The organism is Streptomyces deccanensis, assembly GCF_022385335.1.
In the GTDB taxonomy this organism is placed as follows: Bacteria; Actinomycetota; Actinomycetes; order Streptomycetales; family Streptomycetaceae; genus Streptomyces; species Streptomyces deccanensis.
Map to the genome: position 1 here is coordinate 6,738,939 of NZ_CP092431.1, position 24,164 is coordinate 6,763,102.

Below are 24,164 nucleotides of genomic sequence, written 5' to 3' on the forward strand. Positions count from 1 at the left end.
GAAGCCGCTGATAGACAAGTACTTCTTCGAGTCGGTGCTCCTCACAGCCCCTCTTCCGGCGGCGATTCAGCGTGAGGCTCGCGGCGTGTGTTCATGGGTGGGTCGACGGGGGATCCGCCAGGACGCGCGCCGCGGCAGGGCCCGGGTCCGTCTCCACGGTCCCGGACCCTTCACAGTGCGGCCGCCTCCCGGCCCCTATGCCAGCCGCACCCGTGGATCGATCAGCGCGTACACCGCGTCGACCACGATGTTCGCGAGGACGATCGCCGTGGCCGCGACGAGGACGACGCCGAGGAGCAGGGGCAGGTCGTTGTCGCGGACGGCCTTGATGGAGAGGGCGCCGATGCCGTGCAGACCGAAGGTCTCCTCGGTGATGATGGCGCCGCCCAGGAGGTAGCCGATGTCGAGGCCCAGAATGGTGACGACGGGGCCCATGGCGCCGCGCCAGGCGTGGCGGAAGAAGACCGTGGGCCGGGACATGCCCTTGGCGCGGGCCGTGCGGACGTAGTCCTCGGCGAGGCTCTCCACGAGCTGGGACCGGGTCATCCGGGTGTAGTTGGCGGTGAAGATGATCGCGAGGACCAGCCAGGGCAGGAGCAGGCCCTTGAACCAGGCGAACGGGTCCTGGGTGACGCCCACGGCGTCCGAGGGGCGGGGGAGCAGTCCCCACTGGTCGGAGAGGTAGTACATCGCCACCACGCCCACGATGTAGATCTGGAGCGACGAGCCGACCAGGGACGCCGACGAGGCGATCTTGTCCAGTGCCTTGCCCTGCTTGACCGCCGCGATCATGCCGGTGCCGACGCCGAACACCACGAAGACGACCGTGCTGCCGAGGGCGAGGGAGAGTGTGGTCGGGAAGCGGTCGGTGATCAGGCCGAGGACCGGTTCGTGGTTGGTGAAGGAGTAGCCGAGGCAGGGGGCGGGGCAGTGGCCGAGCCCGGCGTAGTCCCGGCCCGCGAAGACCCCGACCAGCCAGTGCCAGTACTGCACGGGCAGCGGATCGGCGATGCCGAGGTTGTGCCGGACCAGCGCGAGCGTCTGCGGGGTGCAGAGCTTGCCGCAGGCGGCGCGGGCGGGGTCGCGCGGGGCGACGTAGAAGAGGAGGAACGTGATGGCGCTGATGATCAGCAGGATCAGCAGCGCGCTCAGGGTCCTGCGTGCGAGGAAGCGGAGCATGGCTGCGCGGGTCCCGGGCCGGCTCAGGCCTTGGCGTACAGCTTGTAGACGATGAACGCCGAGAACAGTGGGTCGAACTGGGCGCCGCCCACCTTGGAGCCGTACAGGTAGTAGCGCCGCTGGTAGGTCTCCGGGATGATCGGCGCCTCCTTGGCCATGATCTCCTTGTCCAGCGCCGCCCAGGCCGCGTTCTCCTTCGCGGTGTCGCTGATGGCCGCGTCCTTCTTGATCGCCGCGTTGACCCAGCCCACGTTCAGCTGGGAGACGTTGGGGGCGTTGTCGGCGATCGTGGTGCCGTCGAAGAGCGGCTGGATGAGGGTGTAGGCGGCGGGCCAGTCGGGCGACCAGCCGTACCACATGACGTCGAACTGGTTGTCGATCTGGCCCACCTGGTCGTAGTAGCTCGTCGACTCGACCGGCTTCACGACCGGGTCGAAGCCCGCCTCCTTCAGGGCGTTGGCGATGACGACCTTGGTCTTCTCGTAGGCGTCGTTGCCGCCCTGCGGATAGGTGTAGACGATCTTCTGGCCGAGCTTGCCGGCCTCCTTCAGTAGCGCCTTCGCCTTCGCCGTGTCGCCGCGCGGGTTCTTCAGCTTGCCGTAGACGTCGAACTTCACCCGGCCCGCGATGTCCGGGCTGAGGATGGTCGTCGCGTAGTCACCGGCCGACGGACCGCCGTAGATGGAGCGGATCTGCTCCAGCGGCCAGGCGTGGTTGAGGGCCTGGCGGACCCGGACGTCCTTGATGCGGCGGCAGTTGATGGCGTAGTAGTACAGGCCGGTCAACAGGCCGTCGATCGTGCGGGACTCCAGCGTGCTGTCGCTGATCACCTTCTGGATGCGTTCGGCCGGCACACCGCTGTAGGCCATCACCGCGTACCGGTCGGTCCCCGAGTCGGCGATCAGCCGGTCGGTGGCCGGCAGCGCCTCGGGGCCGAACTCGAAGACGACGGAGTCCGGGTAGGCGTTGCGGATCGCGTCGGTCTTCGGGTCCCAGTGGGTGTTGCGCACCAGCGTCAGGGACTTGTCGACCGAGTGCTGCCTGATCCTGTACGGGCCGCAGGAGACCGGGTCCTTGTCGTACTTCTCCTTGCTGTCGTGCGCGACCGGCACGGCACCGTAGGAGTGCATCGCCAGCGCCCAGTTGAGGTCGGGGCGCGCCGTCTTCAGGTGGAAGGTGACGGTCTTCTTCGCTGCGTCCGTGACGACCGAGGAGAGGTGCTTGCCGCCGTACGGGCCCTTGTAGACGGACCGGAAGTCGTGCGAGCCGGTCAGCCAGGTCTGGACGTACGTGGCGCCCTCGGTGGTGAAGCTCGCGAAGCCCCGCTCGATGCCGTGCCGTACGTCCTCGACGGTCAGCTCGCTGCCGTCCTCCCACTTCAGGCCGTCCTTGAGGGTGAACGTCCAGGTGGCGCCGCCGTCGGACATGGTCCCGGTGTCCGTGGCGAGGTCGCCGACGAGCTTCATGGAGCCGTCGGAAGCGATCTTGTAGCCGGTGAGACAGCGGACGTAGAGGTTCGCGACCGTGGAGTTCCACGCGAAGTAGATCCGCTGCGGGTCCAGGTGGGAGAAGTCGTCCGGGCCGATGGCGTGGATCGTGCCGCCCTTGCGTGCGCCCGGGATCTCCGGCGCGGGGCCGGTGGAGTCCGTCGCGGTGCCCACCGCGACCTTGGAGTACGTGGCGGCGGAGCCGGAGGCCGCGCCGCTCCCCGTCGTACCGCCCCCGCCGCCGCTGCTGCACGCGCTGAGGACCAGGGAGCCGCCGGCCGTCGCGACCGAGCCGGCTATGACGAAGTTCCTGCGGGAGATCGACATGGGTGTCCTGCCTGAATCAGAAAGAGGGAGCTTGTCGGGAAGAGGGCCCCGGGGAGGGGGTTCATCGCCCGGCCTTCGGGTCCAGCGCGTCGCGGACCGAGTCGCCGAGGAGGTTGAAGGCGATCACGAAGATCACCATCGAGAGGCCGGGGAAGAGCATGTACGTGATGTCGCTCTGGTAGACCTGCGCGCCGCGCTGGATCATCACGCCCCAGTCCGGGGTGGGATCACTGAGTCCGACGCCGAGGAAGGCGAGGGCCGCCTCGGTCGTGACGTACATCGGCAGCGCGAGGGTCGCCTGGATGAGGACCGGCGTCCACAGGTTGGGCAGCAGCTCCCGGAAGACGATCCGCGCGGGGGAGGCGCCGGTGACCTTGGCCGCCTCCACGAACTCCCGCTCGCGCAGGGCCAGTACCTCGCCGCGCAGCAGCCGGGCGATGGGGGCCCAGCCGAAGGCGGTCATCACCGAGATCAGGCTGACCACCGTCAGCCAGGTCGGAGTGTTCGCGTCGGGCGGCACCAGGATCGAGATCAGCACCGGCCACATGGCGATGAAGAACAGCGTGGAGGGGAAGGCCAGCAGGATGTCGACGATCCGGCCCACGAGGTTGTCGACGCGGCCGCCGAGATAGCCCGCCGTCACCCCGACCACGATGCCGAGCGCCATGACCAGCAGCGTCGTCGCCGTGGCGATCAGCAGGGAGTTGCGGATGCCGTAGAGGAGGAGGGTGAGGACGTCGCGGCCGAGCTGCGGTTCGACGCCGAACCAGAAGTCGCCGCTCACGCCGCCGTTCGGGGCCACGGGGAAGCCGAACTGGTTGAGCAGGCCCGGCTGGTTCTGGCCGTACGTCGTGTACGGGTTCTTGCCGTAGAGCTTCGCGATCAGGGGGGCGGCGATCGCGGCGGCGAAGAACAGGACGACGACGTACGCCGACATGACCCCGGCGCGGTCGCGGCGGAAGCGCCGCCAGGCGATACGGCCGGGTGAGCGGGTGCCGCCGGTGCGGGGCGGGGTGGTGGGTGCCGTCTCGAAGGGGGCGGCGGTGAGTGGTGGCGTGGTCCCCATGACGTGACCCTTCAACCGTGGTCGGTGTCGGGTCAATGCGGTTGTGGGGGCTTTGACCAAGGGGAGGGGGATTGCCGAACGGGCTCTTACGGGGGCGAACCCTTCTCTTACCGGCTCTTCGTGATTTTTTCAGACGCGCAGGGAGTGGGCCGGGTGGGTGCGTTGTCGGGTGCGGGTGCGTGGGGCTTCTCGCGCAGTTCCCCGCGTCCCTGAAAAGCCGGGGCCGCGCCCCGTGCTTTTCAGCCCCGCCCGGCCGCACCCGACAACCCGCCCCATACGGCCCCCCAAATGTGCGGTATAGGCGAAACGCGTCGATATTGTCCGGTAACAAGAAGATCGCGTACGCAGCACGAGGAGGCACCCATGCGTGGAGCCACGCACGCCCGATGGATCGCCGGCGCGGTGGCGGTGGCTCTCGCCGCGACCGCCTGCGGAGGCGGGGACGACGACGGCGACGGCGGCAGCGGCAGCGGTGACGCCGGGGCCGTGCTCAGCTCCTCCTGGGGCGACCCGCAGAACCCGCTGGAGCCGGCCAACACCAACGAGGTGCAGGGCGGCAAGGTGCTGGACATGATCTTCCGCGGGCTGAAGCGGTACGACGCCAAGACCGGCGAGGCGAAGGACATGCTCGCCGAAAGCATCGAGACGACCGACTCGCAGAACTTCACCATCACGGTCAAGGACGGCTGGACCTTCCAGAACGGCGAGAAGGTCACCGCCAAGTCCTTCGTGGACGCCTGGAACTACGGGGCGAGCCTGAAGAACAACCAGCGGAACGCTTACTTCTTCGAGTACATCGAGGGCTACGACAAGACGCACCCCGCCGAGGGCGAGCAGACCGCCGACACGCTCTCCGGGCTGAAGGTCACCGGCGAGAACACCTTCACCGTCAAGCTCACCCAGAAGTTCTCGACCTTCCCCGACACCCTCGGCTACAACGCCTTCGCCCCGCTGCCGCAGTCCTTCTTCACCGACCACGACGCCTGGCTGGCCAAGCCCGTCGGCAACGGCCCGTACGCCGTCGAGTCCTACACCAAGGGCTCCCAGCTGTCCGTGCGGAAGTGGGACGACTACCCCGGCGAGGACAAGGCGCAGAACGGCGGGGTGGACCTGAAGGTCTACACCGACAACAACACCGCCTACACCGACCTGATGGCCGGCAACCTCGACCTCGTCGACGACGTCCCCGCCGCCCAGCTGAAGAACGTCCAGGCCGACCTCGGCGACCGGTACATCAACACCCCCGCTGGCATCATCCAGACCCTCGCCTTCCCGTTCTACGACGAGCAGTGGAACAAGGACGGCATGGAGAAGGTCCGTGAGGGGCTCTCCCGGGCGATCGACCGCGACCAGATCACCGACACCATCTTCCAGAAGACCCGCACCCCCGCCACCGACTGGACCTCCCCCGTCCTCGGCGAGGAGGGCGGCTTCAAGGAGGGCCTGTGCGGTGACGCCTGCGAGTACGACGCGGACGCGGCCAAGAAGCTCATCCAGGAGGGCGGCGGCCTCCCCGGCGGCCAGGTCAAGATCACGTACAACGCGGACACCGGCTCCCACAAGCAGTGGGTCGACGCCGTCTGCAACTCCATCAACAACGCCCTCGACAACGACAAGGCGTGCGTCGGCAACCCCGTCGGCACCTTCGCCGACTTCCGTAACCAGATCACCGACCGGAAGATGAGCGGCCCGTTCCGCGCCGGCTGGCAGATGGACTACCCGCTCATCCAGAACTTCCTGCAGCCGCTGTACTACACCAACGCCTCCTCCAACGACGGCAAGTGGTCCAACGCCGAGTTCGACAAGCTCGTCGACCAGGCCAACGCCGAGTCCGACACCGCCAAGGCCGTGGAGACGTTCCAGCAGGCCGAGGAGGTCGTCCGGGACAACATGGCCGCGATCCCGCTCTGGTACCAGAACGGCAGCGCCGGCTACTCGGAGCGGCTCTCCGACGTCGCCCTGAACCCGTTCAGCGTGCCGGTGTACGACCAGATCAAGGTCGGCTGACCCCCCATGGGACGGTACGTCGCCCGGCGCCTGCTCCAGATGATCCCGGTCTTCGTGGGCGCCACTCTCCTGATCTTCCTGATGGTGAACGTGATGGGCGACCCCATCGCGGGCCTCTGCGGCGACCGGGAGTGCGATCCGGCGACGGCCGCCCAGCTCAGACGGGAGTTCGGCCTCGACAAGCCGGTGGGGCAGCAGTACCTGACCTACATGGGGAACGTCTTCACCGGCGACTTCGGCACCGCGTTCAACGGGCAGGAGGTCACCGAGCTGATGGCCTCCGCCTTCCCCGTCACCATCCGGCTGACGATCGTCGCGATCCTGTTCGAGATCGTCATCGGCATCACGCTGGGGGTCGTCACCGGTCTGCGGCGCGGGCGGCCCGTCGACACCGGGGCGCTGGTGGTCACCCTGGTCGTCATCTCCGTCCCCACCTTCGTCACCGGGCTGCTGCTGCAACTGCTGCTGGGCGTGGAGTGGGGCTGGATCCGGCCGTCCGTCTCCTCCGAGGCACCCTTCGACGAGCTGATCGTCCCCGGGCTCGTCCTCGCCTCCGTCTCCCTCGCGTACGTCACCCGCCTGACCCGGACGTCCATCGCCGAGAACACCCGCGCCGACTACGTCCGCACCGCCGTCGCCAAAGGGCTGCCCCGGCACCGGGTGATCCGCAAGCACCTGCTGCGGAACTCCCTGATCCCCGTGGTCACCTTCATCGGCACCGACATCGGCGCGCTGATGGGCGGCGCCATCGTCACCGAGCGGATCTTCAACATCCACGGCGTCGGATACCAGCTCTACCAGGGCATCCTCCGCCAGAACACCCAGACCGTCGTCGGCTTCGTGACCGTCCTCGTACTGGTGTTCCTCGTCGCCAACCTGCTCGTCGACCTCCTCTACGCCGTACTCGACCCGAGGATCCGCTATGCCTGAGCCACCCCCCGAGGAGCCGCACGTCTCGGGCGGCCAGCGCGCCGCCGAGGACGGTGCGATCGCCGCGACGGGACTGGACGGCACGATGGACCTGGCCACCACCGAGGGGGAGACCTTGGAGAAGGGGCTCGGCAACGCCGACGCGGGCGGCCCGGCCGACAAGGCCCGCAGCCTCTGGTCCGACGCCTGGCGCGACCTGCGGCGCAACCCCGTCTTCATCATCTCGGCCCTGGTGATCCTCTTCCTGGTCGTCATCTCCCTGTGGCCGTCGCTGATCGCCTCCGGCAACCCCCTCAAGTGCGACCTCGCCAAGGCCCAGGAGGGCGCGCAGCCCGGCCACCCGTTCGGGTACGACGGGCAGGGCTGCGACGTCTACACCCGTACCGTCTACGGGGCGCGGGTCTCCATCGCCGTCGGCGTCTGCGCCACGCTCGGCGTCGCGATCCTGGGGTCGGTGCTGGGCGGGCTCGCCGGGTTCTTCGGCGGGTTCCCGGACTCGATCCTGTCCCGGATCACCGACGTCTTCTTCGCGATCCCGGTGGTGCTCGGCGGTCTGGTGCTGCTCTCGGTGGTCACCAACAACTCCATCTGGCCCGTGATCGGTTTCATGGTGCTGCTGGGCTGGCCGCAGATCTCCCGCATCGCCCGGGGCTCGGTCATCACCGCCAAACAGAACGACTACGTCCAGGCCGCCCGCGCCCTCGGCGCCTCCAACTCCCGCATGCTGCTGCGCCACATCGCGCCCAACGCCGTCGCGCCGGTCATCGTCGTGGCCACCATCGCCCTCGGCACCTACATCGCCCTGGAGGCGACCCTGTCCTACCTCGGCGTCGGCCTGAAACCGCCCAGCGTCTCCTGGGGCATCGACATCTCCGCCGCCTCCCCGTACATCCGCAACGCCCCCCACGCCCTGCTGTGGCCCTCCGGAGCCCTGGCGATCACCGTCCTGGCCTTCATCATGCTGGGCGACGCGGTCCGCGACGCCCTCGACCCGAAGCTGAGGTGAGGCGTCGTCATGTTGCTCGAAGTGCGTGATCTGCACGTGGAGTTCCGCACCCGGGACGGGGTCGCCAAGGCCGTCAACGGGGTCGACTACGGGGTGGACGAGGGGCAGACGCTGGCCGTGCTGGGCGAGTCCGGCTCCGGGAAGTCGGTCACCGCGCAGGCGATCATGGGCATCCTCGACATGCCGCCCGGCAGGATCACCGGCGGCGAGATCCTCTTCAAGGGCCAGGACCTGCTGAAGCTCAAGGAGGAGCAGAGACGGAAGATCCGCGGGGCCGAGATGGCGATGATCTTCCAGGACGCGCTGTCGTCCCTCAACCCGGTCCTGTCCGTCGGCGACCAGCTCGGCGAGATGTTCGTCGTGCACCGGGGCATGTCGAAGAAGGACGCCCGCGCCAGGGCCGTCGAGCTGATGGACCGGGTCCGCATCCCCGCCGCCAAGGAGCGCGTACGGGACTACCCGCACCAGTTCTCCGGCGGTATGCGCCAGCGCATCATGATCGCCATGGCGCTGGCCCTAGAACCCGCGCTGATCATCGCCGACGAACCGACGACCGCGCTGGACGTCACCGTGCAGGCCCAGGTCATGGACCTCCTCGCCGAGCTCCAGCGGGAACTGCGCATGGGCCTCGTCCTGATCACGCACGACCTCGGCGTCGTCGCGGACGTCGCCGACCGCATCGCCGTGATGTACGCGGGCCGGATCGTCGAGTCCGCGCCCGTCCACGACATCTACAAGGCCCCGGCCCACCCGTACACCCGCGGCCTGCTCGACTCGATTCCGCGCCTGGACCAGAAGGGCCAGGAGCTGTACGCGATCAAGGGTCTGCCGCCCAACCTGATGAACATCCCGCCCGGCTGCGCCTTCAACCCCCGTTGCCCGATGGCCCGTGACGTGTGCCGGACCGACGTACCCCCGCTGTACGACGTGGAGCCGGCGGACGGGATCCGGCTGAGCGCCTGCCACTTCTGGAGGGAGTGCCTCGATGACCGCGACATCCACGACAGCCACGACCGCCGTACCGGCTGAGCCGATCCTGGAGGTCAGCGGCCTGGTCAAGCACTACCCGCTGACCGAGGGCATCCTCTTCAAGAAGCAGGTGGGCGCCGTGAAGGCGGTCGACGGCGTCGACTTCGCCCTCGGCCGGGGCGAGACCCTCGGCATCGTCGGCGAGTCCGGCTGCGGCAAGTCCACGGTCGCCAAGATGCTGGTCCACCTGGAACGGCCGACCGCCGGATCCATCCGCTACAAGGGCGAGGACGTCACCAAGCTCTCCGGCCGGGCCCTCAAGACCGTCCGCCGCAACATCCAGATGGTTTTCCAGGACCCGTACACCTCCCTCAACCCCCGGATGACGGTGGGCGACATCATCGGGGAGCCGTACGACATCCACCCCGAGGTCGCGCCCAAGGGGGACCGCAGGCGCCGGGTGCAGGAACTCCTCGACGTGGTCGGCCTCAACCCCGAGTACATCAACCGCTATCCGCACCAGTTCTCCGGCGGCCAGCGCCAACGCATCGGCATCGCCCGGGGGTTGGCGCTCCGTCCCGAGATCATCGTCGCCGACGAACCAGTCTCCGCGCTGGACGTCTCCGTCCAGGCCCAGGTGATCAACCTGCTGGACCGCCTCCAGGGCGAGTTCGGGCTGTCGTACGTCTTCATCGCCCACGACCTGTCCATCGTGCGGCACATCTCCGACCGGGTGGGTGTGATGTACCTGGGGCGGATCGTGGAGATCGGCCGCGACGCCGAGATCTACGACCACCCGACGCACCCCTACACCCAGGCGCTGCTGTCCGCCGTGCCCGTCCCGGACCCCGAGGCCCGCGAGCACCGGGAGCGGATCATCCTCTTCGGCGACGTGCCCTCCCCGACGAACATCCCCTCCGGGTGCCGTTTCCGCACGCGGTGCTGGAAGGCTCAGGAACGCTGTGCGCTGGAGGTGCCGCTGCTGGCGGTTCCCGCGGAGTTCCGGCTCACCACCGGTCCGGCCGCCCACGACTCGGCCTGCCATTTCGCGGAGGAGAAACAGGTGGTGCCGCCTGACGAGCCGACGGAGGGGCCGGTGGGAAAACCCGTGGACGATCATGTGGATGAGCCAGAATAAGCCTACAAATCGGCACCAAATGTGTTAACACGCAGGCAACTTGGCTGACGCGGTTCCGATATACGGACGCGCGAATCTACAACGCGTACGGCCGTGCGGGTGCCGTAAACGGGCCGGGGCTCGCCATGTAGCCCCGGCCCGTTGCCGTACCCGCTTCCGCTAGACCAGGCCGAGCGAACGCTTCAGGAAGTCGACCTGGAGCAGCAGCAGGTTCTCCGCGACCTGTTCCTGCGGGGTGATGTGGGTGACGCCGGACAGCGGCAGCACCTCGTGGGGCCGGCCGGCCGCGAGCAGCGCGGAGGACAGGCGCAGCGCGTGCGCGAAGACCACGTTGTCGTCGGCGGTGCCGTGCACGATCATCAGCGGGCGGTGCGGCTCGGCGGGCGAGGACAGCCCCTCGTCCGTGATCAGTGAACTCTTCGCGTACGCCGCCGTGTTCTTCGCCGGATCGCCGAGATAGCGCTCGGTGTAGTGCGTGTCGTACAGCCGCCAGTCGGTGACCGGGGCGCCCGCGATACCGGCGTGGAAGACGTCCGGGCGGCGCAGCACCGCGAGGGCCGCCAGCCAGCCGCCGTACGACCAGCCGCGGATCGCCACCCGGGACAGGTCCAGCGGATGCGACGTCGCCAGGTCGTGCAGCGCCTCCACCTGGTCGTCCAGGGAGAGCGTGAAGTCCCCGTCGATCTCCTTCTCCCAGGCGGGGGAGCGGCCGGGGGTGCCGCGCCCGTCGGCGACCACCACCGCGAAACCCTGGTCGGCGAACCACTGCGAGGTGAGGTGCGCGTTGTGCGCGGCGAGCACCCGGGGGCCGTGCGGACCGCCGTAGGGGTCCATGAGGACCGGCAGGGGTGTGACCCCGTCGTAGTCGCTCGGCATAAGCAGGGCGCACGGTACGCGGCGTGCGCCCCCCTGTGTGAACCGCACGCGCGGTGACATACCGGGATTTTCGGCATGAGATGCCACGGTCGCCACCTGCTTGCCGTCGCGCAGCACCTGAACCCGGGCGCCGGCCTGCCCCGGAACGGCCGAGACGAGTACGGTCACACCCCCGGCGCGCACCGCCGAGTGCACGCCGGGTTCCTGGGAGACGCGCTCCACGCCCAGCTCGTTCACGCGGTAGACGTGGATCTCCCCGATCTCCGGGTCGGCCGCCGCCTCGCCGGCCGAGGCCGAGACCAGCACATCGGCGTCCGCGACGTCGAGCACCGCGCGGACGTGCAACTGCGGTCCCGTCAAAGGCCGTTCGCCGACCGCCAGCACCCGCGCGCCGCCCTCGTCCGCGACACGCACGAGCCGGCCCGACGGACTCCACGCGGGCACCCCGGGGAAAAGATCAAGCCAATGTGGATCTTCGTCGGCGTGCACCATCCGGGTCGCCCCCGAGTCCGGGTCCACGGCCAGGAACAACTGGCTGCGCTGGTCCCGCGCCTGCACCAGGATCAACGGCGCACCCGCCGCTGACCAGTGCACATGCGCCAGATACGGGTAACGGGCCCGGTCCCACACGACCTCCGTGCGCGCCCCGGCGAGGTCGATCACGAAGAGCCGCACCTCCGCGTTCGCGCTCCCGGCCACCGGGTACGCCACCTGCCGTGGGTCCCTTTCCGGCTGTGCCGGGTCCGAGATCCACCAGCGGCGCACCGGCGTGTCGTCCACCCGCGCCACCAGCAGCCGGTCCGACTCCGGCGACCACCAGAAACCACGTGAACGGCCCATCTCCTCGGCCGCGATGAACTCCGCCAGACCGAGGGTGACGTTCTCCGCCTCCTCCTCGGCGAGCGCCAGGTCGGCACCGCCCTCCACCGCGACCACCCGCAGCGCGCCGCGGGCGACATACGCGACGCGGCGGCCGTCGGGCGAGGGGCGGGGGTCGATCACCGGCCCGGGAACGTCCAGTTCACGTGCCGTCCCGGCCCGCAGCTCGGCCACGAAAAGCCGCCCTGACAAGGCGAAAGAGGCCAACTCCACGGCCGCGTCGGTGGCGTAGCCGACGATCCCGGCGCCACCCTCACGCAGGCGCTCCCGGCGCGCGCGCTCCTCGGCCGACAACTCCTCCGCGGAGCCCGCGAGCAGCGCCCCCGGGTCGGCCGCCACGCGCTCCCCGCCGTCCGGGAGGTCCATCACCCACAGCTTGTTGGCCCGGTCGGTGCCGGACGAGGACCGCAGGAACGCCACGCGGGAACCGTCCGGCGCGACGGAGAAAGCCCTCGGCGCGCCGAGGGAGAAACGTTGGGTCCGGGCGTGTCGGCGAGGGAAGGACTCGGGCTGGGTCGTCATGGGTCCGACCATATTGGCCATGCGCCCCCTTGTGCGGCCGTGCGCCGACCGATGCGCGCGTATGGATAGTTATGATCACTACCGCTGGGTGGGTATGAACCTGCTGGCCGCTGTATGGATTTACAACTGCGTCACCCACGTCACCGGTTGACTACGGCTCCGCCGTCAGCCTTCGACAACTGCTTCGCTCCCCAGGTCCCAGGGAACTTTTGGAGGTGAGCCGCCGTGGCACTCTCGATTTCGGCGGTGGTGCTGCTGGCGATCATCGTCTTCATCCTGATCAAGAAGTCAGGGCTGAAGGCACCACACGCGATCATCTGCATCCTGCTCGGGTTCTATCTCGCCTCCTCGACCATCGCGCCGACGATCAGCGAGCTGACGACCAACATCGCGGGCATGATCGGCAGTATCAAGTTCTGACACCCCCGGCCGCCGGGGGCCTCTCCCAGGACCCGTCCCACCGGGCCCGCGACCCCCGCGGCCGACCGTCCCCGTGAAGGACCGCGCCCGGCACGGACGCGCACCGGGGGCCTCGTAGGGTGGCCCCATGACGGATCTGTCCACCCGCCGACTGCTCCTGGTGCACGCGCACCCGGACGACGAGTCGATCAACAACGGCGCGACCATGGCCAGGTACGCGGCCGAGGGAGCGCGGGTGACGCTGGTGACCTGCACCCTCGGCGAGGAGGGCGAGGTCATCCCGCCCCACCTCGCCCACCTCGCGCCCGACCGCGACGACAAGCTCGGCCCGCACCGCGTGGACGAGCTGGCCGAGGCCATGAAGAAGCTCGGCGTCACCGACCACCGCTTCCTCGGCGGCCCCGGCCGCTACCGCGACTCCGGGATGATGGGCGTCGCACAGAACGACCGGCCCGGCGCCTTCTGGTCCGCCGACGTCGACGAGGCCGCGGCCCACCTGGTCGAGGTGATCCGCGAGGTACACCCCCAGGTCCTCGTCACCTACGACCCCGACGGCGGCTACGGCCACCCCGACCACATCCAGGCCCACCGTGTCGCCATGCGCGCCGCCGACCTGACCGCCGACCCCGGCTTCCGCCCCGATCTGGGCGAGCCCTGGGAGATCGCCAAGGTCTACTGGAACCGGGTGCCGCGCGGGGTGCTCCTGGAGGGCTTCGGCCGGCTCCGCCGCGATCTCGCCGAGCCCGGACGGCTGCCGTTCGAACGGGCCGCGAGCGTGACCGATGTGCCCGGAGTGGTGGACGACCACATCGTCACCACCGAGATCGACGGCACCGACTTCGCGGCAGCGAAGGCCGCCGCGATGCGCGCGCACGCCACCCAGATCGAGGTCGCCGAGCCGTACTTCGTCCTCTCCAACCGGCTGGCCCAGCCGCTGCTGACCACCGAGTACTACGAGTTGGTCCGGGGCAGACGCGAAGGCGGGAGCCGGGAGAGCGACTTGTTCGAGGGGATTCCCGGCATCTCTTTCGAGGAACAGCAGAACGGAACGGCCCTGTGATGCGTACGCATGGGTATGACACACGAGTGGTGCGCGCGCACGGCCGCCGAGAGGCGGGCCGGCGATGACCGCGAAGGACCGGCCGACGAGCGGGCAAGGCCCCGCGCTCGCACAGCCGTTGACGTTCCCCCCGCTGGGGCGGGCCGCCGCGCACCTGGGACTCCTCGTGCTGGGAGCCGTGGTCGGGGTGGCCGGCGGGCTGCTCCAAGCGGCCTGGTTCCCCGGGGGGTTGCTGCTCGCGCTGCTCGGCGCGGCCGGGCTGTTCCTGGGCGGCGCCCGGGCGATGGGCGGCCGGGCCGGGGCCGTTGCGCCGGCCGCCGGCTGGATGATCTCCGTCGTCCTGCTGACGTCCACCCGGCCGGAGGGGGACTTCCTGTTCGGCGCGGGGGCGGGCTCGTACCTTTTCCTGCTCGGCGGCATGGCTGTGGCTGTGATGTGCGCCACCCTTGGGTGGGGGCGGCAACCGACCGGGTCCGACGCCCGACTTGGGAAGTGACGTACCACTTCGCCGCAGCGGGCAGGTGCGGGTCCCGTGTGGGTTTCCCACGCGGTCGTGGGATACGCGCCGGAAGTGGCCAGTATGGTGGTGCGCGCCGCCGAGCTGCCCGCTGAGTTGAGGTCGTGACGGGCGGCGGAGCAAACCGGGAGAACCTGCCTTGAGTCGTGAAACTGACACTTCGTCCTCCGGGGCCAATGGGCGCGGCAGCACCGCGTACCCGTCGGGGACACCGCCGTACGGCACGCCCATGGCCACCGAGGCCGGTGCCGACGCGGCCCGGTCGGCCGCCGGCGAGCGGCCGGACGGGCCGAAGACCGAGACCACGCTGACCACGCGGGTCCGGATCAACATCCCCGGCTCGCGCCCCATCCCGCCGGTCGTGGTCCGCAAGCCGGTCGGCGACGGCGACGGCGCCGCGGACGACACCGGATCCGGGTCCGTGTCGGAGACCACCGGCACCACGGCCATGCCCGTGTTCACGGACACCCCGGCGCCCGCGCCGGAGCCGGCCGCGCCCGCCGACGACAAGCCGGCCAGCGACTGGTTCGCGCCCCGCAAGGGCGCCACCCCCGCCAAGGGCACGAACACCGGCGGCAGCAACGGCGCCGGGTTCCCCACCGGCCCGATCGGCGGCCCCGGCACCGGTGCGCCCGGTACCGGCCCGGTCGGCGGTCCCGCCACGGGTGCCCGCCCCGGCGGTACGGGCGGCCCCGGCCCGATGGCCGGCGGCCCCGGCGCACAGCCCGGCGGCCCTCGCCCGGGCGCGAGCGCGGGCTCCAGGCCCGGCGGCACGAACGGTGCCGGACTGCCCGGCGCCACCGGCGGCCAGCCGGTCGCGCCCGGCCACGGCGGCGGCACCGGCTCCTTCGACGTCTCGGCCGCGCTGGCGGGCACCAAGCCCGAGCGCGACGACCTGCCGTACTTCTCGGACAACGGCGGCCGCCCCGGCGGCCCGGACGGCCGCTCCGGCCCCGCGGGCCCCACCGGCGGCCCCGTCACCGGCGACAGCCCGCTCGGCCCGCCGCCCGGCCAGGGCGGCCCCGGAGGCCCCGGCTACCAGGGCAACCCCTTCGGCGGCCCCGACGCCGACTTCTCCGCGCCCGCCGCCTCCGGCGGCTACGCCCGCCCCGGCGGCGGCATCAGCGACGACACCGCGGTCCTCACCCCGCAGCGGCCCGCCCCCGAACCGGGCACCCCGGGCTACGGCGGCTCCGGCGCCCTCGTCGACAACCCCTCCGGACACACCCTGACCAGCGGTATCCCCGTCGTGCCCCCCGGCACCCAGGGGGCGCCGTTCGGCGCGGGCGGCCCCGACGGCGCGGTGCAGCACACCCCGCCGAAGCTGCCCGACCCCGGCCCGCAGCAGAAGTCAGCCCCGGCGAAGAACACCAAGTCCGCCAAGCCGGCCAAGAAGAAGGGCCGCAGCAAGCTCGGCCTGCTCGTCGGCGGAGTGATCGTCCTCGGCGGCGGTGTCTACGGCGCCGGGCTGCTGATGAACCACTCCGACGTCCCCAAGGGCACCACCGTCCTCGGCGTCGACATCGGCGGCGGCACCCGCGACGAGGCCGTCAACAAGCTCGACGCGGCCTTCGGCAAGAGCACGAACGAGGCGCTGAAGCTCTCGGTCGACGGCGAGACCGTCTCCCTCAAGCCCGACCAGGCCGGCCTCCAGTTCGACAAGCAGGCCACGGTCAGCGCCGCCGCCGTCAGCGACTACAACCCGGTCTCGGTGATCGGCGCGCTCTTCGGCCAGGAGCGCGTCGTCGAGCCCGTCATGCCCGTCGACGAGGAGAAGCTGCACGCCGCCCTCCGGCGCGCCGCCGGCAGCTCCGGCTCGGCCAGCGACGGCACCGTCAAGTACGAGGCCGGCAAGGCCGTCGCCGTCTACGGCAAGGCGGGCAAGGGCATCGCGGTCGACGAGTCCACCGAGGCCGTCGAGGAGGCGTACCGCACCCAGGTCGAGACCGGCGAGCCCGCGACGGTGCAGCTGCCGACGACCACCAAGGAGCCGTCGGTCGACAAGGCCGAGGTCGACCGGTTCATGAAGGAGTTCGCCGAGCCGGCCATGTCGGGCACCGTGACCGTCCAGACCGACGCCGCGCACAGCATCCCGCTGAGCCCGGAGAACTCCCTCTGGAAGTTCCTGAAGGTGAAGGCCGTCGACGGCAAGCTCGTCGACTCCTACGACGAGAAGGCCCTCAAGGAGCTCTACGGCGGCACCTTCGACGGCGTCCTCATCACCCGCGGCAACGGCGAGAAGACCCCCGTCACCGTCCAGGACGTCTACGGCGCCCTCCGCCTCGCCCTGAAGAGCACGACCGACCGCACGGCGGTCATCGAGACGGACCCCAGCTAGCGGCACACGGCGGACGCCGGTGGGCGGATCGCACGGCACGACGAGGGGGCACCCGGGACATCCCGGGTGCCCCCTCGTCACTGTCGCGGGTATGACTTCTGTCATTCCGGGGTGAGGACCTCCGACACTGCCGTCCGCACCCCCCGCGCGCCCACGATGGTGCCCATGACGACGACCACGACGACGCCCACCGAGGCCGCCACCCGGTCCGCGGTGGTGGCGTTCGACAACGTGACGAAGGCGTACGGCGACGTCCGGGCCGTGGACGGCCTGACGCTCGCCCTGCACCCGGGGGAGACCGTGGCCCTGCTGGGCCCGAACGGCGCCGGCAAGTCGACCACCCTCGACCTGCTGCTCGGCCTCAGGAACCCCGACAGCGGCACGATCGACATCTTCGGCACCGGCCCGCGCGAGGCGATCACCGCCGGACGCGTGGGCGCCATGCTGCAGAGCGGCGGCCTGATGGACGAGGTCACGGTCGCCGAACTCGTCCGGCTCGCCTGCGCCCTGCACCCCAGGCCGTACCCGGTCTCCGAGGTCCTCGCCCGCGCCGGAGTCACCCAGATCGCCGACCGCAAGGTCCACAAGCTCTCCGGAGGCCAGGTCCAGCGGGTCCGCTTCGCCCTCGCCACGGCCGGCGACAGCGACCTGATCGTCCTGGACGAGCCCACCACCGGCATGGACGTCACCGCCCGCCAGGCCTTCTGGTCCACCATGCGCGAACAGGCCGACCGGGGCCGCACCGTCCTCTTCGCCACCCACTACCTCGAAGAGGCCGACGCCATCGCCGACCGCGTGCTCGTCCTGCACCGGGGTCGGCTGCTGGCCGACGGCACGGCGGCCGAGATCAAGGCCAGGGCGGGCGCCCGCCGCGTCACCTTCGACCTGCCCGACGGCCCGCTCGACGAGCCACGGCTGCGGAACCTCCCCTTCCTGACCACGCTCGACGTGTCCGGCCGTACCGTCCGCATCCAGTCCACCGACGCCGACGCGACCGTCCACGCCCTCTACGGCCTCGGTGTGTACCCCCGCAACCTGGAGGTCACCGGCCTCGGTCTGGAGCAGGCCTTCGTCGCGATCACCGCCGCCGAGGAGGCGAGGTCGAAGTGAACAGCCTGATCAAGCTGGAACTCGTCCGTGCCCTGCGCAGCCGCAAGGCCATGTTCTTCACGGTGCTCTACCCCGCGCTGCTGTTCCTGCTCATCGCGGGCAGCGCGAGCACCACCGAGGAACTCGGCGACACCGGTCTGACCCTGCCGACGTACATGATGGTCTCCATGGCCTCCTTCGGCGCCCTGACGGCCGTCCTGATGGGCAACAGCGAACGCATCGCCAAGGAACGCGAGAGCGGCTGGGTACGGCAGCTGCGGCTCACCACGCTGCCGGGGCGCGGCTACGTCCTCGCGAAGACCGCGAGCGCGGCCGTGGTCAGCCTGCCGGCCATCGTGGTCGTCTTCGTGGTGGCCGCCGTCGTGAAGGACGTACGCCTGGACGCCTGGCAGTGGCTCGCCCTGACCGGCGCGATCTGGGCCGGCAGCCTCGTCTTCGCCGCGCTCGGCGTCGCCATCGGCTACCTCGCCTCCGGGGACGCGGTCCGCCCGATCACGATGATCACCTACTTCGGTCTGTCGATGCTCGGCGGCCTGTGGATGCCGACGACGACGTTCCCCGAGTGGCTGCGGGACATCGCCGAGTGGGTGCCCACGCACGCGTACGCCTCGCTGGGGCAGGCCATCGAGCAGAGTCAGGCCCCGCACACCCGGGACCTCGTCATCCTGGCCGTCTCCTTCGCCCTGTTCGCGGGCGGCGCGGCCTGGCTCTACCGGAAGGACACGCTGAAGGCGTGAGCGGCGTCGGCATCGGGCAGCGCCCGCGGAACCGCAGACAGCGGGCGATCAAGTTCCTCTGGACCGGGATCTGGCTCGCCTATCTGAGCGCCCCCGTCAGCGACCTGCTGCACGGGGGCCACAGCGACGGCGTCGTCGTCCTCGGCTGGACCGGCCTGGTGGCGTTCGTCGCCTGGTACTTCGTGCTGATCTTCCGCGCCGGCCGCCGCGACACCACCCCCCTGGTGCTCGGCGCGCTCGCCGTCCTCGCCGCCCAGTCCGTCGTGCTCGCCCTCTCCCTCGGCCGGGAGTGGCTCGTCCTCTTCGTCTACGTCTCGGTCGCCTCCGGCGCGGCCCTCCCGCCGCGGCTCGCCCGCTTCACGATCCCGGCGGTGTCGGCCCTGCTCACGATCGTCGCCCTCGCCGTACCGCGCGGCGAGGCCTACCTCGCCTCCCTGCTCCTCCCGGCCCTCCTCGGCGGCTTCGCCATGACCGGCGTCCGCGAACTCATCCGCACGACCCGGGAACTCCGCGAGGCCAGGGCCACGGTCGCCCAGCTCGCCGCGAACGAGGAGCGCCTGCGTCTCGCCCGTGACCTGCACGACCTCCTCGGCCACTCGCTCTCCCTGATCACGCTGAAGAGCGAGCTGGCGGGCCGGATGCTCCCCGACCACCCCGACCGGGCCGCCCAGCAGGTCGCCGACATCGAACAGGTCAGCCGCCAGGCCCTGGTCGACGTCCGCGAGGCCGTCACCGGCTACCGGCGCCCCCGCCTCGGCGCCGAACTCGCGGGCGCCCGCGACGCGTTGACCGCGGCCGGCATCACCCCCGAACTGCCCGCCGACCCCGACCTCACCGACGTACCCGAGGAGAGCGAGTCCGCCCTCGCCTGGGCCCTGCGCGAGTCCGTCACCAACGTCGTACGGCACAGCGGCGCCCACCGCTGCACGGTGGACCTCGTCCGCCGCCAGACCCTCGACGGCCCGGTGCTCGAACTGACAGTGGACGACGACGGACGGGGCACTCCGGCCGGCGGCGTGGGCACGGGCAGCGGCCTGGCGGGCCTCACCGAGCGGCTGGCGAAGGTGGGCGGAACCCTCGAGGCGGGCCGCTCCCCCCACGGTTTCCGCCTGGTGGCCCGGGCCCCCGCCAGGCCCTGCGACCCGGACGTAGGATCCGGCGCATGACCCGCACGATCAAGGTCCTGCTCGCCGAGGACCAGTCCATGGTCCGCGAGGCACTGGCCGCCCTGCTCGGCCTGGAGGACGACATCGAGGTCGTGGCCCAGGTCGCCCGCGGCGACGAGGTCCTGGCCGCCGCCCGCGCCCACGCCGTCGACGTGGCCCTCCTCGACATCGAGATGCCGGGCGCGACGGGCATCGAGGCGGCCGCCGAGGTCCACCGGGCGCTCCCGGCGGTGAAGCTGGTCGTCCTCACCACCTTCGGCCGCCCCGGCTACCTCCGCAGCGCCATGGAGGCCGGCGCCGACGCCTTCCTGGTCAAGGATGCCCCCGCCGCCCAGCTCGCGGACGCGGTCCGCAGAGTCCTCGCGGGTGAGCGGGTCATCGACCCGACGCTCGCGGCAGCGGCCCTGGCGGAGGGCGCGAACCCCCTGACCGACCGCGAACGCGAGGTCCTGCGCGCGGCGGCCGACGGCTCGACGAACGCGGAACTGGCCGAGACCCTCCACCTCTCCCAGGGCACGGTCCGCAACTACCTGTCGACGGCGATCCACAAACTGGCGGTGAGAAACAGAACGGAGGCGGTGCGCACCGCGAGGGAGAAGGGCTGGTTGTAGGTCGCAGGGCTGTGCTGGTGACCGAGTCCAGGGGCAGCCACCGCCAGGGGCGCGGGCCTGAGACATATGCGGCTCCGCCGCGCGGGCGCGACCAGCCACGACGCACCCGCACTCGCCCGACTGGAGGTGTCCCACGGCGAAGAGGCGCCCTCAGTTCAGCCGAGCCCGAGCCGCCTCCGCCTGCCGCCGCATCTTCTCCGCGGCCCCGGCATCCACCCCGGCCACGACCTCCGCGTACTCCTCCAACGCGGCAGCGCCCCGCACGAACTCCCCCCGCTGCACCAGCAATCGCGCCCACTCGTACCGCAGTCGCCCGGGATGCGAGGGCATCGCCAGCGACAACTCCAGCGCCCACAACGCCACATCCGTCCGCTCGGGCCGCGCCGCCGCCCACGCCCGCACGTTGTTGAGGACCCGCACCACCACGTCGAGCGGATCGGCGGGACTCAGCACCGACGGGTCCAGCGGAGCCCCCGTCGCCCCGGCCACCAGCAGCTCCGCGTCGCTCCCGCTCAGCACCCGCCCCCCGTCGAACGGGTCGGCGAGGACCTGCTCCTCACGGGGCCCGAACCCGACCACGAAGTGCCCCGGCAGCGCGACCCCGTACACGGGCGCACCCGCCCGCCGGGCCACCTCCATCCACACCACGGACAGCAGGATCGGCAACCCCCGCCGCCGTACGAGCACCTGGTGCAGCAGCGACGACTCCAGCCGCTGGTAGTCCCCGGCGGCTCCCCGGAAACCGCACCGCTCGCCGAGCAGTTCGGCCGCCGCGACCGCCCACGCACGCGGCGTGGCCGGCCGGTACGGCATCAGCCCGGCCAGCCGGTCCAGCTCGATCTCGGCGGCGTCGACGCCCGCGTCGTCCAGTGTCCCGTCGCCCGCCGCGCCCACCAGCAGGCACAGCAGGGCCAGGTCGGGCCGCTCGGCGCGCGCCTCCTCCGCGAACCGCCGCCGTACCTCGGCCGCCCGCTCCGGCTCGGGAGGGAACGGCGCCGGCACGGCGGGGTGATGCCCGCTCACGACGACCGGCCCGACACGGAACCGGCGTCACCGGCGCGGCCGGCGCCCCCGGGCTCCCGGTAGTGGTGGTACGCGTGATGCGCCGCGAACCCCATCCCCCCGTACAGCGCCCGCGCTCCCGCGTTGTCCGTCTCCACCTGGAGCCACCCGGCCGAGGCCCCTTCGTCCAGCGCCCGCCGGGCCAGCGCCGCCATCACGGTCGTCGCGAGCCCCCGCCGCCGCTGGGCGGGATCGACCTCGACGGCCGCGAAACCGGCCCACCGCCCGTCCACCACGCACCGCCCGATGGCGGCGGGCCCCGAGCCCTCCGCCCCCGGCACGGTCGCGAACCACACCGACGGCCCGCTCCCGAGCACCTTCAGCGCGACCGCGCCGAGCCCCTTGCGCTGGTAGCGGCCGAGCCACGCCTCGTCCGCCGTGCGCGACAGCTCGACCCCGGCGTACTCCCGGTCCGCGACCGGCGCGAGCGCGCCGATCCACAGCTCGGCGGTCACCTCGCGGACCCAGCCGCGGTCCGCCACCTCCGCGCACAGCAGCTCCTGAGTGCCCTCGGCGCCCGTGGCCAGCTGGAGGTAGGCGGGCAGCCCCCGGGCCGCGTACCAGCCGCGTACGGCCGTCAGCGCGTCGTCCAGGGGCATGCCGGGGTCCCCCAAGGGCAGCACCGAGTTGGCGCGCCGGGTGAAGCCGGAGGCGGCCCGCAGCTCCCACTCGCCGAGCCGCTCGCTCTCGACGGGCTGCCAGGCCCGCGCAGAGACCCGCGCCAGCTCCGCGTACGAGGCGGCGGGCCCACGTCGACGGGCCGGGGCGGCGGGCACGACCTTCCCCGCGACCAGCGTCGACTCCGCGATGCTGACCCGCTCCCCGTTCCGGCGGGTGATCGACAGGACACCGCCGTCCCATGATGTGAGAACACCAACCGTGTCAGTGAATTTCCCACCCCCGGCGGCAGGCTCGTCGAGGCACCGCACGGACACGCGTTTGCCCACGTCAGCAGCAGAGACACGGATCTCGAGCCGTCCACCGGCAGAGATTTCCACAGGTCTGTCCACCCCTCCTGTTCGGATCATGCCCCGGAACGGAGATACTAGGTGCGGGCATCGACGACGCCGCGCTCCCGCGCGCCAGGCGGCGGAGCCTGAGGAGGCCCGCCAGCGCCCTATCGAGGAGGAACGACAGCGTGACCTACGTCATCGCGCAGCCTTGTGTCGACGTCAAGGACAAGGCGTGCATCGAGGAGTGCCCGGTCGACTGCATCTACGAGGGTCAGCGGTCCCTCTACATCCACCCGGATGAATGCGTCGACTGCGGTGCCTGCGAGCCGGTGTGCCCGGTCGAGGCGATCTTCTACGAGGACGACACCCCGGAGGAGTGGAAGGACTACTACAAGGCGAACGTCGAGTTCTTCGACGAGCTCGGCTCGCCCGGTGGTGCCAGCAAGCTCGGTCTGATCGAGCGTGACCACCCCTTCGTCGCCGCACTCCCGCCGCAGGCCTGAGAGCGACACCGCAGGCCCCGGGGTGACGCCCCGGCGGCCCGCATCCGCGCCGCCCCGGTCCCGTACGGCCCGATCACCATGATCGCCGTACGGGACCGAGGCGTTCGCCAGTGAGAAAGTGAGCCAGATCCCGTGTCCGCAGTCAGCGACCGCCTTCCCACCTTCCCCTGGGACAAGCTGGAGCCGTACAAGGCGACGGCCGCCGCGCACCCCGGTGGGATCGTCGACCTCTCCGTCGGCACCCCCGTCGACCCGGTGCCCGACCTGATCCAGAAAGCGCTGGTCGCCGCGGCGGACTCGCCCGGCTATCCCACCGTCTGGGGCACCGTCGGTCTGCGCGACGCGATCACGGGCTGGCTGGAGCGCCGCCTCGGCGCCCGGGACGTCACCCACCACCACGTCCTGCCGATCGTCGGCTCCAAGGAACTGGTGGCCTGGCTCCCCACCCAGCTGGGCCTCGGCCCGGGCGACCGGGTCGCGTACCCGCGCCTGGCCTACCCGACGTACGAGGTGGGCGCCCGGCTGGCCCGCGCGGAGCACGAGGTCTACGACGACCCGACGGACCTGGACCCGGCCGGTCTGAAGCTCCTCTGGCTGAACTCGCCGTCCAACCCCACCGGCAAGGTGCTCTCCAAGGCCGAGCTGACCCGGATCGTGGCGTGGGCCCGCTCGCACGGCGTCCTGATCTTCTCCGACGAGTGCTACCTGGAGCTGGGCTGGGAGGCCGACCCGGTCTCGGTCCTCCACCCGGACGTCAACGGCGGCTCGTACGAGGGCATCGTCGCCGTCCACTCCCTCTCCAAGCGCTCCAACCTGGCGGGTTACCGCGCGGCCTTCCTCGCCGGCGACCCGGACGTCCTCGGCCCGCTCCTGCAGATCCGCAAGCACGGCGGGATGATGACCTCGGCCCCCACCCAGGCGGCCGTCGTGGCCGCCCTCGGGGACGACGCGCACGTCCACGAGCAGCGCGCCCGCTACGCGGCCCGCCGCACGGCCCTCCGTGACGCCCTCGTCGCCCACGGCTTCCGCATCGAGCACAGCGAGGCCAGCCTCTACCTCTGGGCCACCCGGGGCGAGTCCTGCTGGACCACCGTCGCCCACCTCGCCGACCTCGGCATCCTGGTGGCCCCCGGCGACTTCTACGGCACCGCGGGCGACCACCACATCCGCGTGGCCTTCACGGCGACGGACGAGCGTGTGGCGGCAGCGGTGGAACGCCTCTTCCGGGCGTAGCGCGCAAGACGCGTGCCGCACCCGACGTCGAAGGGGCCCGGGGATCGTCCCCGGGCCCCTTCGACGTA

The 24,164-nt window shown here is 71.2% G+C and carries 21 protein-coding genes; 15 read left to right on the plus strand and 6 right to left on the minus strand.

The window, feature by feature from the left end:
- Positions 1–195: 195 nt before the first annotated feature.
- The 3 genes from L3078_RS30050 to L3078_RS30060 all read right to left on the minus strand — a co-directional run bounded on the left by L3078_RS30050 (position 196) and on the right by L3078_RS30060 (position 4,059).
- Positions 196–1,179, minus strand: coding sequence for an ABC transporter permease (locus tag L3078_RS30050; RefSeq protein WP_239757034.1), 984 nt, complete (start codon positions 1,177–1,179; stop codon positions 196–198).
- Positions 1,180–1,202: 23 nt separating this feature from the next.
- On the minus strand, positions 1,203–2,993 hold the full coding sequence (locus L3078_RS30055; protein ID WP_239757035.1) for an ABC transporter substrate-binding protein: 1,791 nt from the start codon (positions 2,991–2,993) through the stop codon (positions 1,203–1,205).
- A gap of 61 nt (positions 2,994–3,054) precedes the next feature.
- Positions 3,055–4,059, minus strand: coding sequence for an ABC transporter permease (locus L3078_RS30060; protein ID WP_239757036.1), 1,005 nt, complete (start codon positions 4,057–4,059; stop codon positions 3,055–3,057).
- Positions 4,060–4,422: 363 nt separating this feature from the next.
- Between L3078_RS30060 and L3078_RS30065 the strand changes: the two genes are divergently transcribed.
- Genes L3078_RS30065 through L3078_RS30085 form a run of 5 tightly spaced genes read left to right on the plus strand, consistent with a single transcriptional unit; the run spans position 4,423 to position 10,109 of the window.
- Complete coding sequence (locus tag L3078_RS30065; protein WP_239757037.1) at positions 4,423–6,066, plus strand: peptide ABC transporter substrate-binding protein; 1,644 nt, start codon at positions 4,423–4,425, stop codon at positions 6,064–6,066.
- A 6-nt stretch (positions 6,067–6,072) separates the two neighbouring features.
- A complete protein-coding gene (locus L3078_RS30070) occupies positions 6,073–6,996 on the plus strand; it encodes an ABC transporter permease (RefSeq protein ID WP_239757038.1) in 924 nt (307 codons plus the stop codon).
- The gene (locus tag L3078_RS30075; protein ID WP_239757039.1) at positions 6,989–8,002 is read left to right on the plus strand and encodes an ABC transporter permease; all 1,014 of its coding nucleotides are present in this window, start codon (positions 6,989–6,991) and stop codon (positions 8,000–8,002) included. Before L3078_RS30070 ends, L3078_RS30075 begins: the two co-directional genes overlap by 8 nt.
- A gap of 9 nt (positions 8,003–8,011) precedes the next feature.
- The gene (locus L3078_RS30080) at positions 8,012–9,031 is read left to right on the plus strand and encodes an ABC transporter ATP-binding protein (protein WP_239757040.1); all 1,020 of its coding nucleotides are present in this window, start codon (positions 8,012–8,014) and stop codon (positions 9,029–9,031) included.
- Positions 8,988–10,109 carry an ABC transporter ATP-binding protein gene (locus tag L3078_RS30085; RefSeq protein WP_239757041.1) on the plus strand — a complete coding sequence of 374 codons (1,122 nt, stop codon included), beginning with the start codon at positions 8,988–8,990 and terminating at the stop codon, positions 10,107–10,109. Before L3078_RS30080 ends, L3078_RS30085 begins: the two co-directional genes overlap by 44 nt.
- Before the next feature lie 159 nt (positions 10,110–10,268).
- Here the strand turns inward: L3078_RS30085 and L3078_RS30090 are convergent, their stop codons facing one another.
- The gene (locus tag L3078_RS30090; RefSeq protein WP_239757042.1) at positions 10,269–12,386 is read right to left on the minus strand and encodes a S9 family peptidase; all 2,118 of its coding nucleotides are present in this window, start codon (positions 12,384–12,386) and stop codon (positions 10,269–10,271) included.
- A gap of 225 nt (positions 12,387–12,611) precedes the next feature.
- Between L3078_RS30090 and L3078_RS30095 the strand changes: the two genes are divergently transcribed.
- From L3078_RS30095 to L3078_RS30130, 8 genes are all read left to right on the plus strand, one after another.
- Entirely contained in the window at positions 12,612–12,806 is a 195-nt protein-coding gene (locus L3078_RS30095; protein WP_005480627.1) for a hypothetical protein, read from the plus strand.
- A gap of 127 nt (positions 12,807–12,933) precedes the next feature.
- Positions 12,934–13,866: an N-acetyl-1-D-myo-inositol-2-amino-2-deoxy-alpha-D-glucopyranoside deacetylase gene (mshB, locus tag L3078_RS30100; RefSeq protein ID WP_239757043.1), complete on the plus strand. Its 933-nt coding sequence runs from the start codon at positions 12,934–12,936 to the stop codon at positions 13,864–13,866.
- 64 nt (positions 13,867–13,930) lie between these two features.
- Positions 13,931–14,362 carry a DUF6113 family protein gene (locus L3078_RS30105; RefSeq protein WP_239757044.1) on the plus strand — a complete coding sequence of 144 codons (432 nt, stop codon included), beginning with the start codon at positions 13,931–13,933 and terminating at the stop codon, positions 14,360–14,362.
- Between the two features lie 160 nt (positions 14,363–14,522).
- Positions 14,523–16,721: a hypothetical protein gene (locus L3078_RS30110; RefSeq protein WP_420864118.1), complete on the plus strand. Its 2,199-nt coding sequence runs from the start codon at positions 14,523–14,525 to the stop codon at positions 16,719–16,721.
- Between the two features lie 165 nt (positions 16,722–16,886).
- Positions 16,887–17,831, plus strand: coding sequence for an ABC transporter ATP-binding protein (locus L3078_RS30115; RefSeq protein WP_239757046.1), 945 nt, complete (start codon positions 16,887–16,889; stop codon positions 17,829–17,831).
- Complete coding sequence (locus tag L3078_RS30120; protein WP_239757047.1) at positions 17,828–18,568, plus strand: ABC transporter permease; 741 nt, start codon at positions 17,828–17,830, stop codon at positions 18,566–18,568. The genes L3078_RS30115 and L3078_RS30120 overlap by 4 nt, the downstream gene beginning before the upstream one ends.
- Complete coding sequence (locus L3078_RS30125) at positions 18,565–19,734, plus strand: sensor histidine kinase (protein ID WP_239757048.1); 1,170 nt, start codon at positions 18,565–18,567, stop codon at positions 19,732–19,734. The genes L3078_RS30120 and L3078_RS30125 overlap by 4 nt, the downstream gene beginning before the upstream one ends.
- Positions 19,731–20,345, plus strand: coding sequence for a response regulator transcription factor (locus L3078_RS30130; RefSeq protein WP_239757049.1), 615 nt, complete (start codon positions 19,731–19,733; stop codon positions 20,343–20,345). Before L3078_RS30125 ends, L3078_RS30130 begins: the two co-directional genes overlap by 4 nt.
- A 150-nt stretch (positions 20,346–20,495) precedes the next feature.
- Here L3078_RS30130 and L3078_RS30135 read toward each other — a convergent pair whose 3' ends face one another.
- Entirely contained in the window at positions 20,496–21,347 is an 852-nt protein-coding gene (locus tag L3078_RS30135; RefSeq protein ID WP_239757050.1) for a transglutaminase-like and tetratricopeptide repeat-containing protein, read from the minus strand.
- A 17-nt stretch (positions 21,348–21,364) separates the two neighbouring features.
- A complete protein-coding gene (locus tag L3078_RS30140; protein ID WP_239757051.1) occupies positions 21,365–22,405 on the minus strand; it encodes a GNAT family N-acetyltransferase in 1,041 nt (346 codons plus the stop codon).
- 140 nt (positions 22,406–22,545) lie between these two features.
- Here L3078_RS30140 and fdxA point away from each other — a divergent pair, with 140 nt between their 5' ends.
- Positions 22,546–22,863 carry a ferredoxin gene (fdxA, locus tag L3078_RS30145; RefSeq protein ID WP_005480604.1) on the plus strand — a complete coding sequence of 106 codons (318 nt, stop codon included), beginning with the start codon at positions 22,546–22,548 and terminating at the stop codon, positions 22,861–22,863.
- Between the two features lie 132 nt (positions 22,864–22,995).
- The gene (locus L3078_RS30150; protein ID WP_239757052.1) at positions 22,996–24,096 is read left to right on the plus strand and encodes a bifunctional succinyldiaminopimelate transaminase/glutamate-prephenate aminotransferase; all 1,101 of its coding nucleotides are present in this window, start codon (positions 22,996–22,998) and stop codon (positions 24,094–24,096) included.
- Positions 24,097–24,164 lie beyond the last annotated feature (68 nt).

Bases quoted from the DNA above. Each gene is read 5' to 3' on its own strand.
- mshB (WP_239757043.1), top strand. From the start codon at position 12,934: ATGACGGATCTGTCCACCCGCCGACTGCTCCTGGTGCACGCGCACCCG.
- L3078_RS30075 (WP_239757039.1), top strand. From the start codon at position 6,989: ATGCCTGAGCCACCCCCCGAGGAGCCGCACGTCTCGGGCGGCCAGCGC.
- L3078_RS30090 (WP_239757042.1), bottom strand. From the start codon at position 12,386: ATGACGACCCAGCCCGAGTCCTTCCCTCGCCGACACGCCCGGACCCAA.
- L3078_RS30115 (WP_239757046.1), top strand. From the start codon at position 16,887: ATGACGACGACCACGACGACGCCCACCGAGGCCGCCACCCGGTCCGCG.
- L3078_RS30050 (WP_239757034.1), bottom strand. From the start codon at position 1,179: ATGCTCCGCTTCCTCGCACGCAGGACCCTGAGCGCGCTGCTGATCCTG.
- L3078_RS30085 (WP_239757041.1), top strand. From the start codon at position 8,988: ATGACCGCGACATCCACGACAGCCACGACCGCCGTACCGGCTGAGCCG.
- L3078_RS30055 (WP_239757035.1), bottom strand. From the start codon at position 2,993: ATGTCGATCTCCCGCAGGAACTTCGTCATAGCCGGCTCGGTCGCGACG.
- L3078_RS30070 (WP_239757038.1), top strand. From the start codon at position 6,073: ATGGGACGGTACGTCGCCCGGCGCCTGCTCCAGATGATCCCGGTCTTC.
- L3078_RS30105 (WP_239757044.1), top strand. From the start codon at position 13,931: ATGACCGCGAAGGACCGGCCGACGAGCGGGCAAGGCCCCGCGCTCGCA.
- L3078_RS30080 (WP_239757040.1), top strand. From the start codon at position 8,012: ATGTTGCTCGAAGTGCGTGATCTGCACGTGGAGTTCCGCACCCGGGAC.
- L3078_RS30060 (WP_239757036.1), bottom strand. From the start codon at position 4,059: ATGGGGACCACGCCACCACTCACCGCCGCCCCCTTCGAGACGGCACCC.
- L3078_RS30065 (WP_239757037.1), top strand. From the start codon at position 4,423: ATGCGTGGAGCCACGCACGCCCGATGGATCGCCGGCGCGGTGGCGGTG.
- L3078_RS30130 (WP_239757049.1), top strand. From the start codon at position 19,731: ATGACCCGCACGATCAAGGTCCTGCTCGCCGAGGACCAGTCCATGGTC.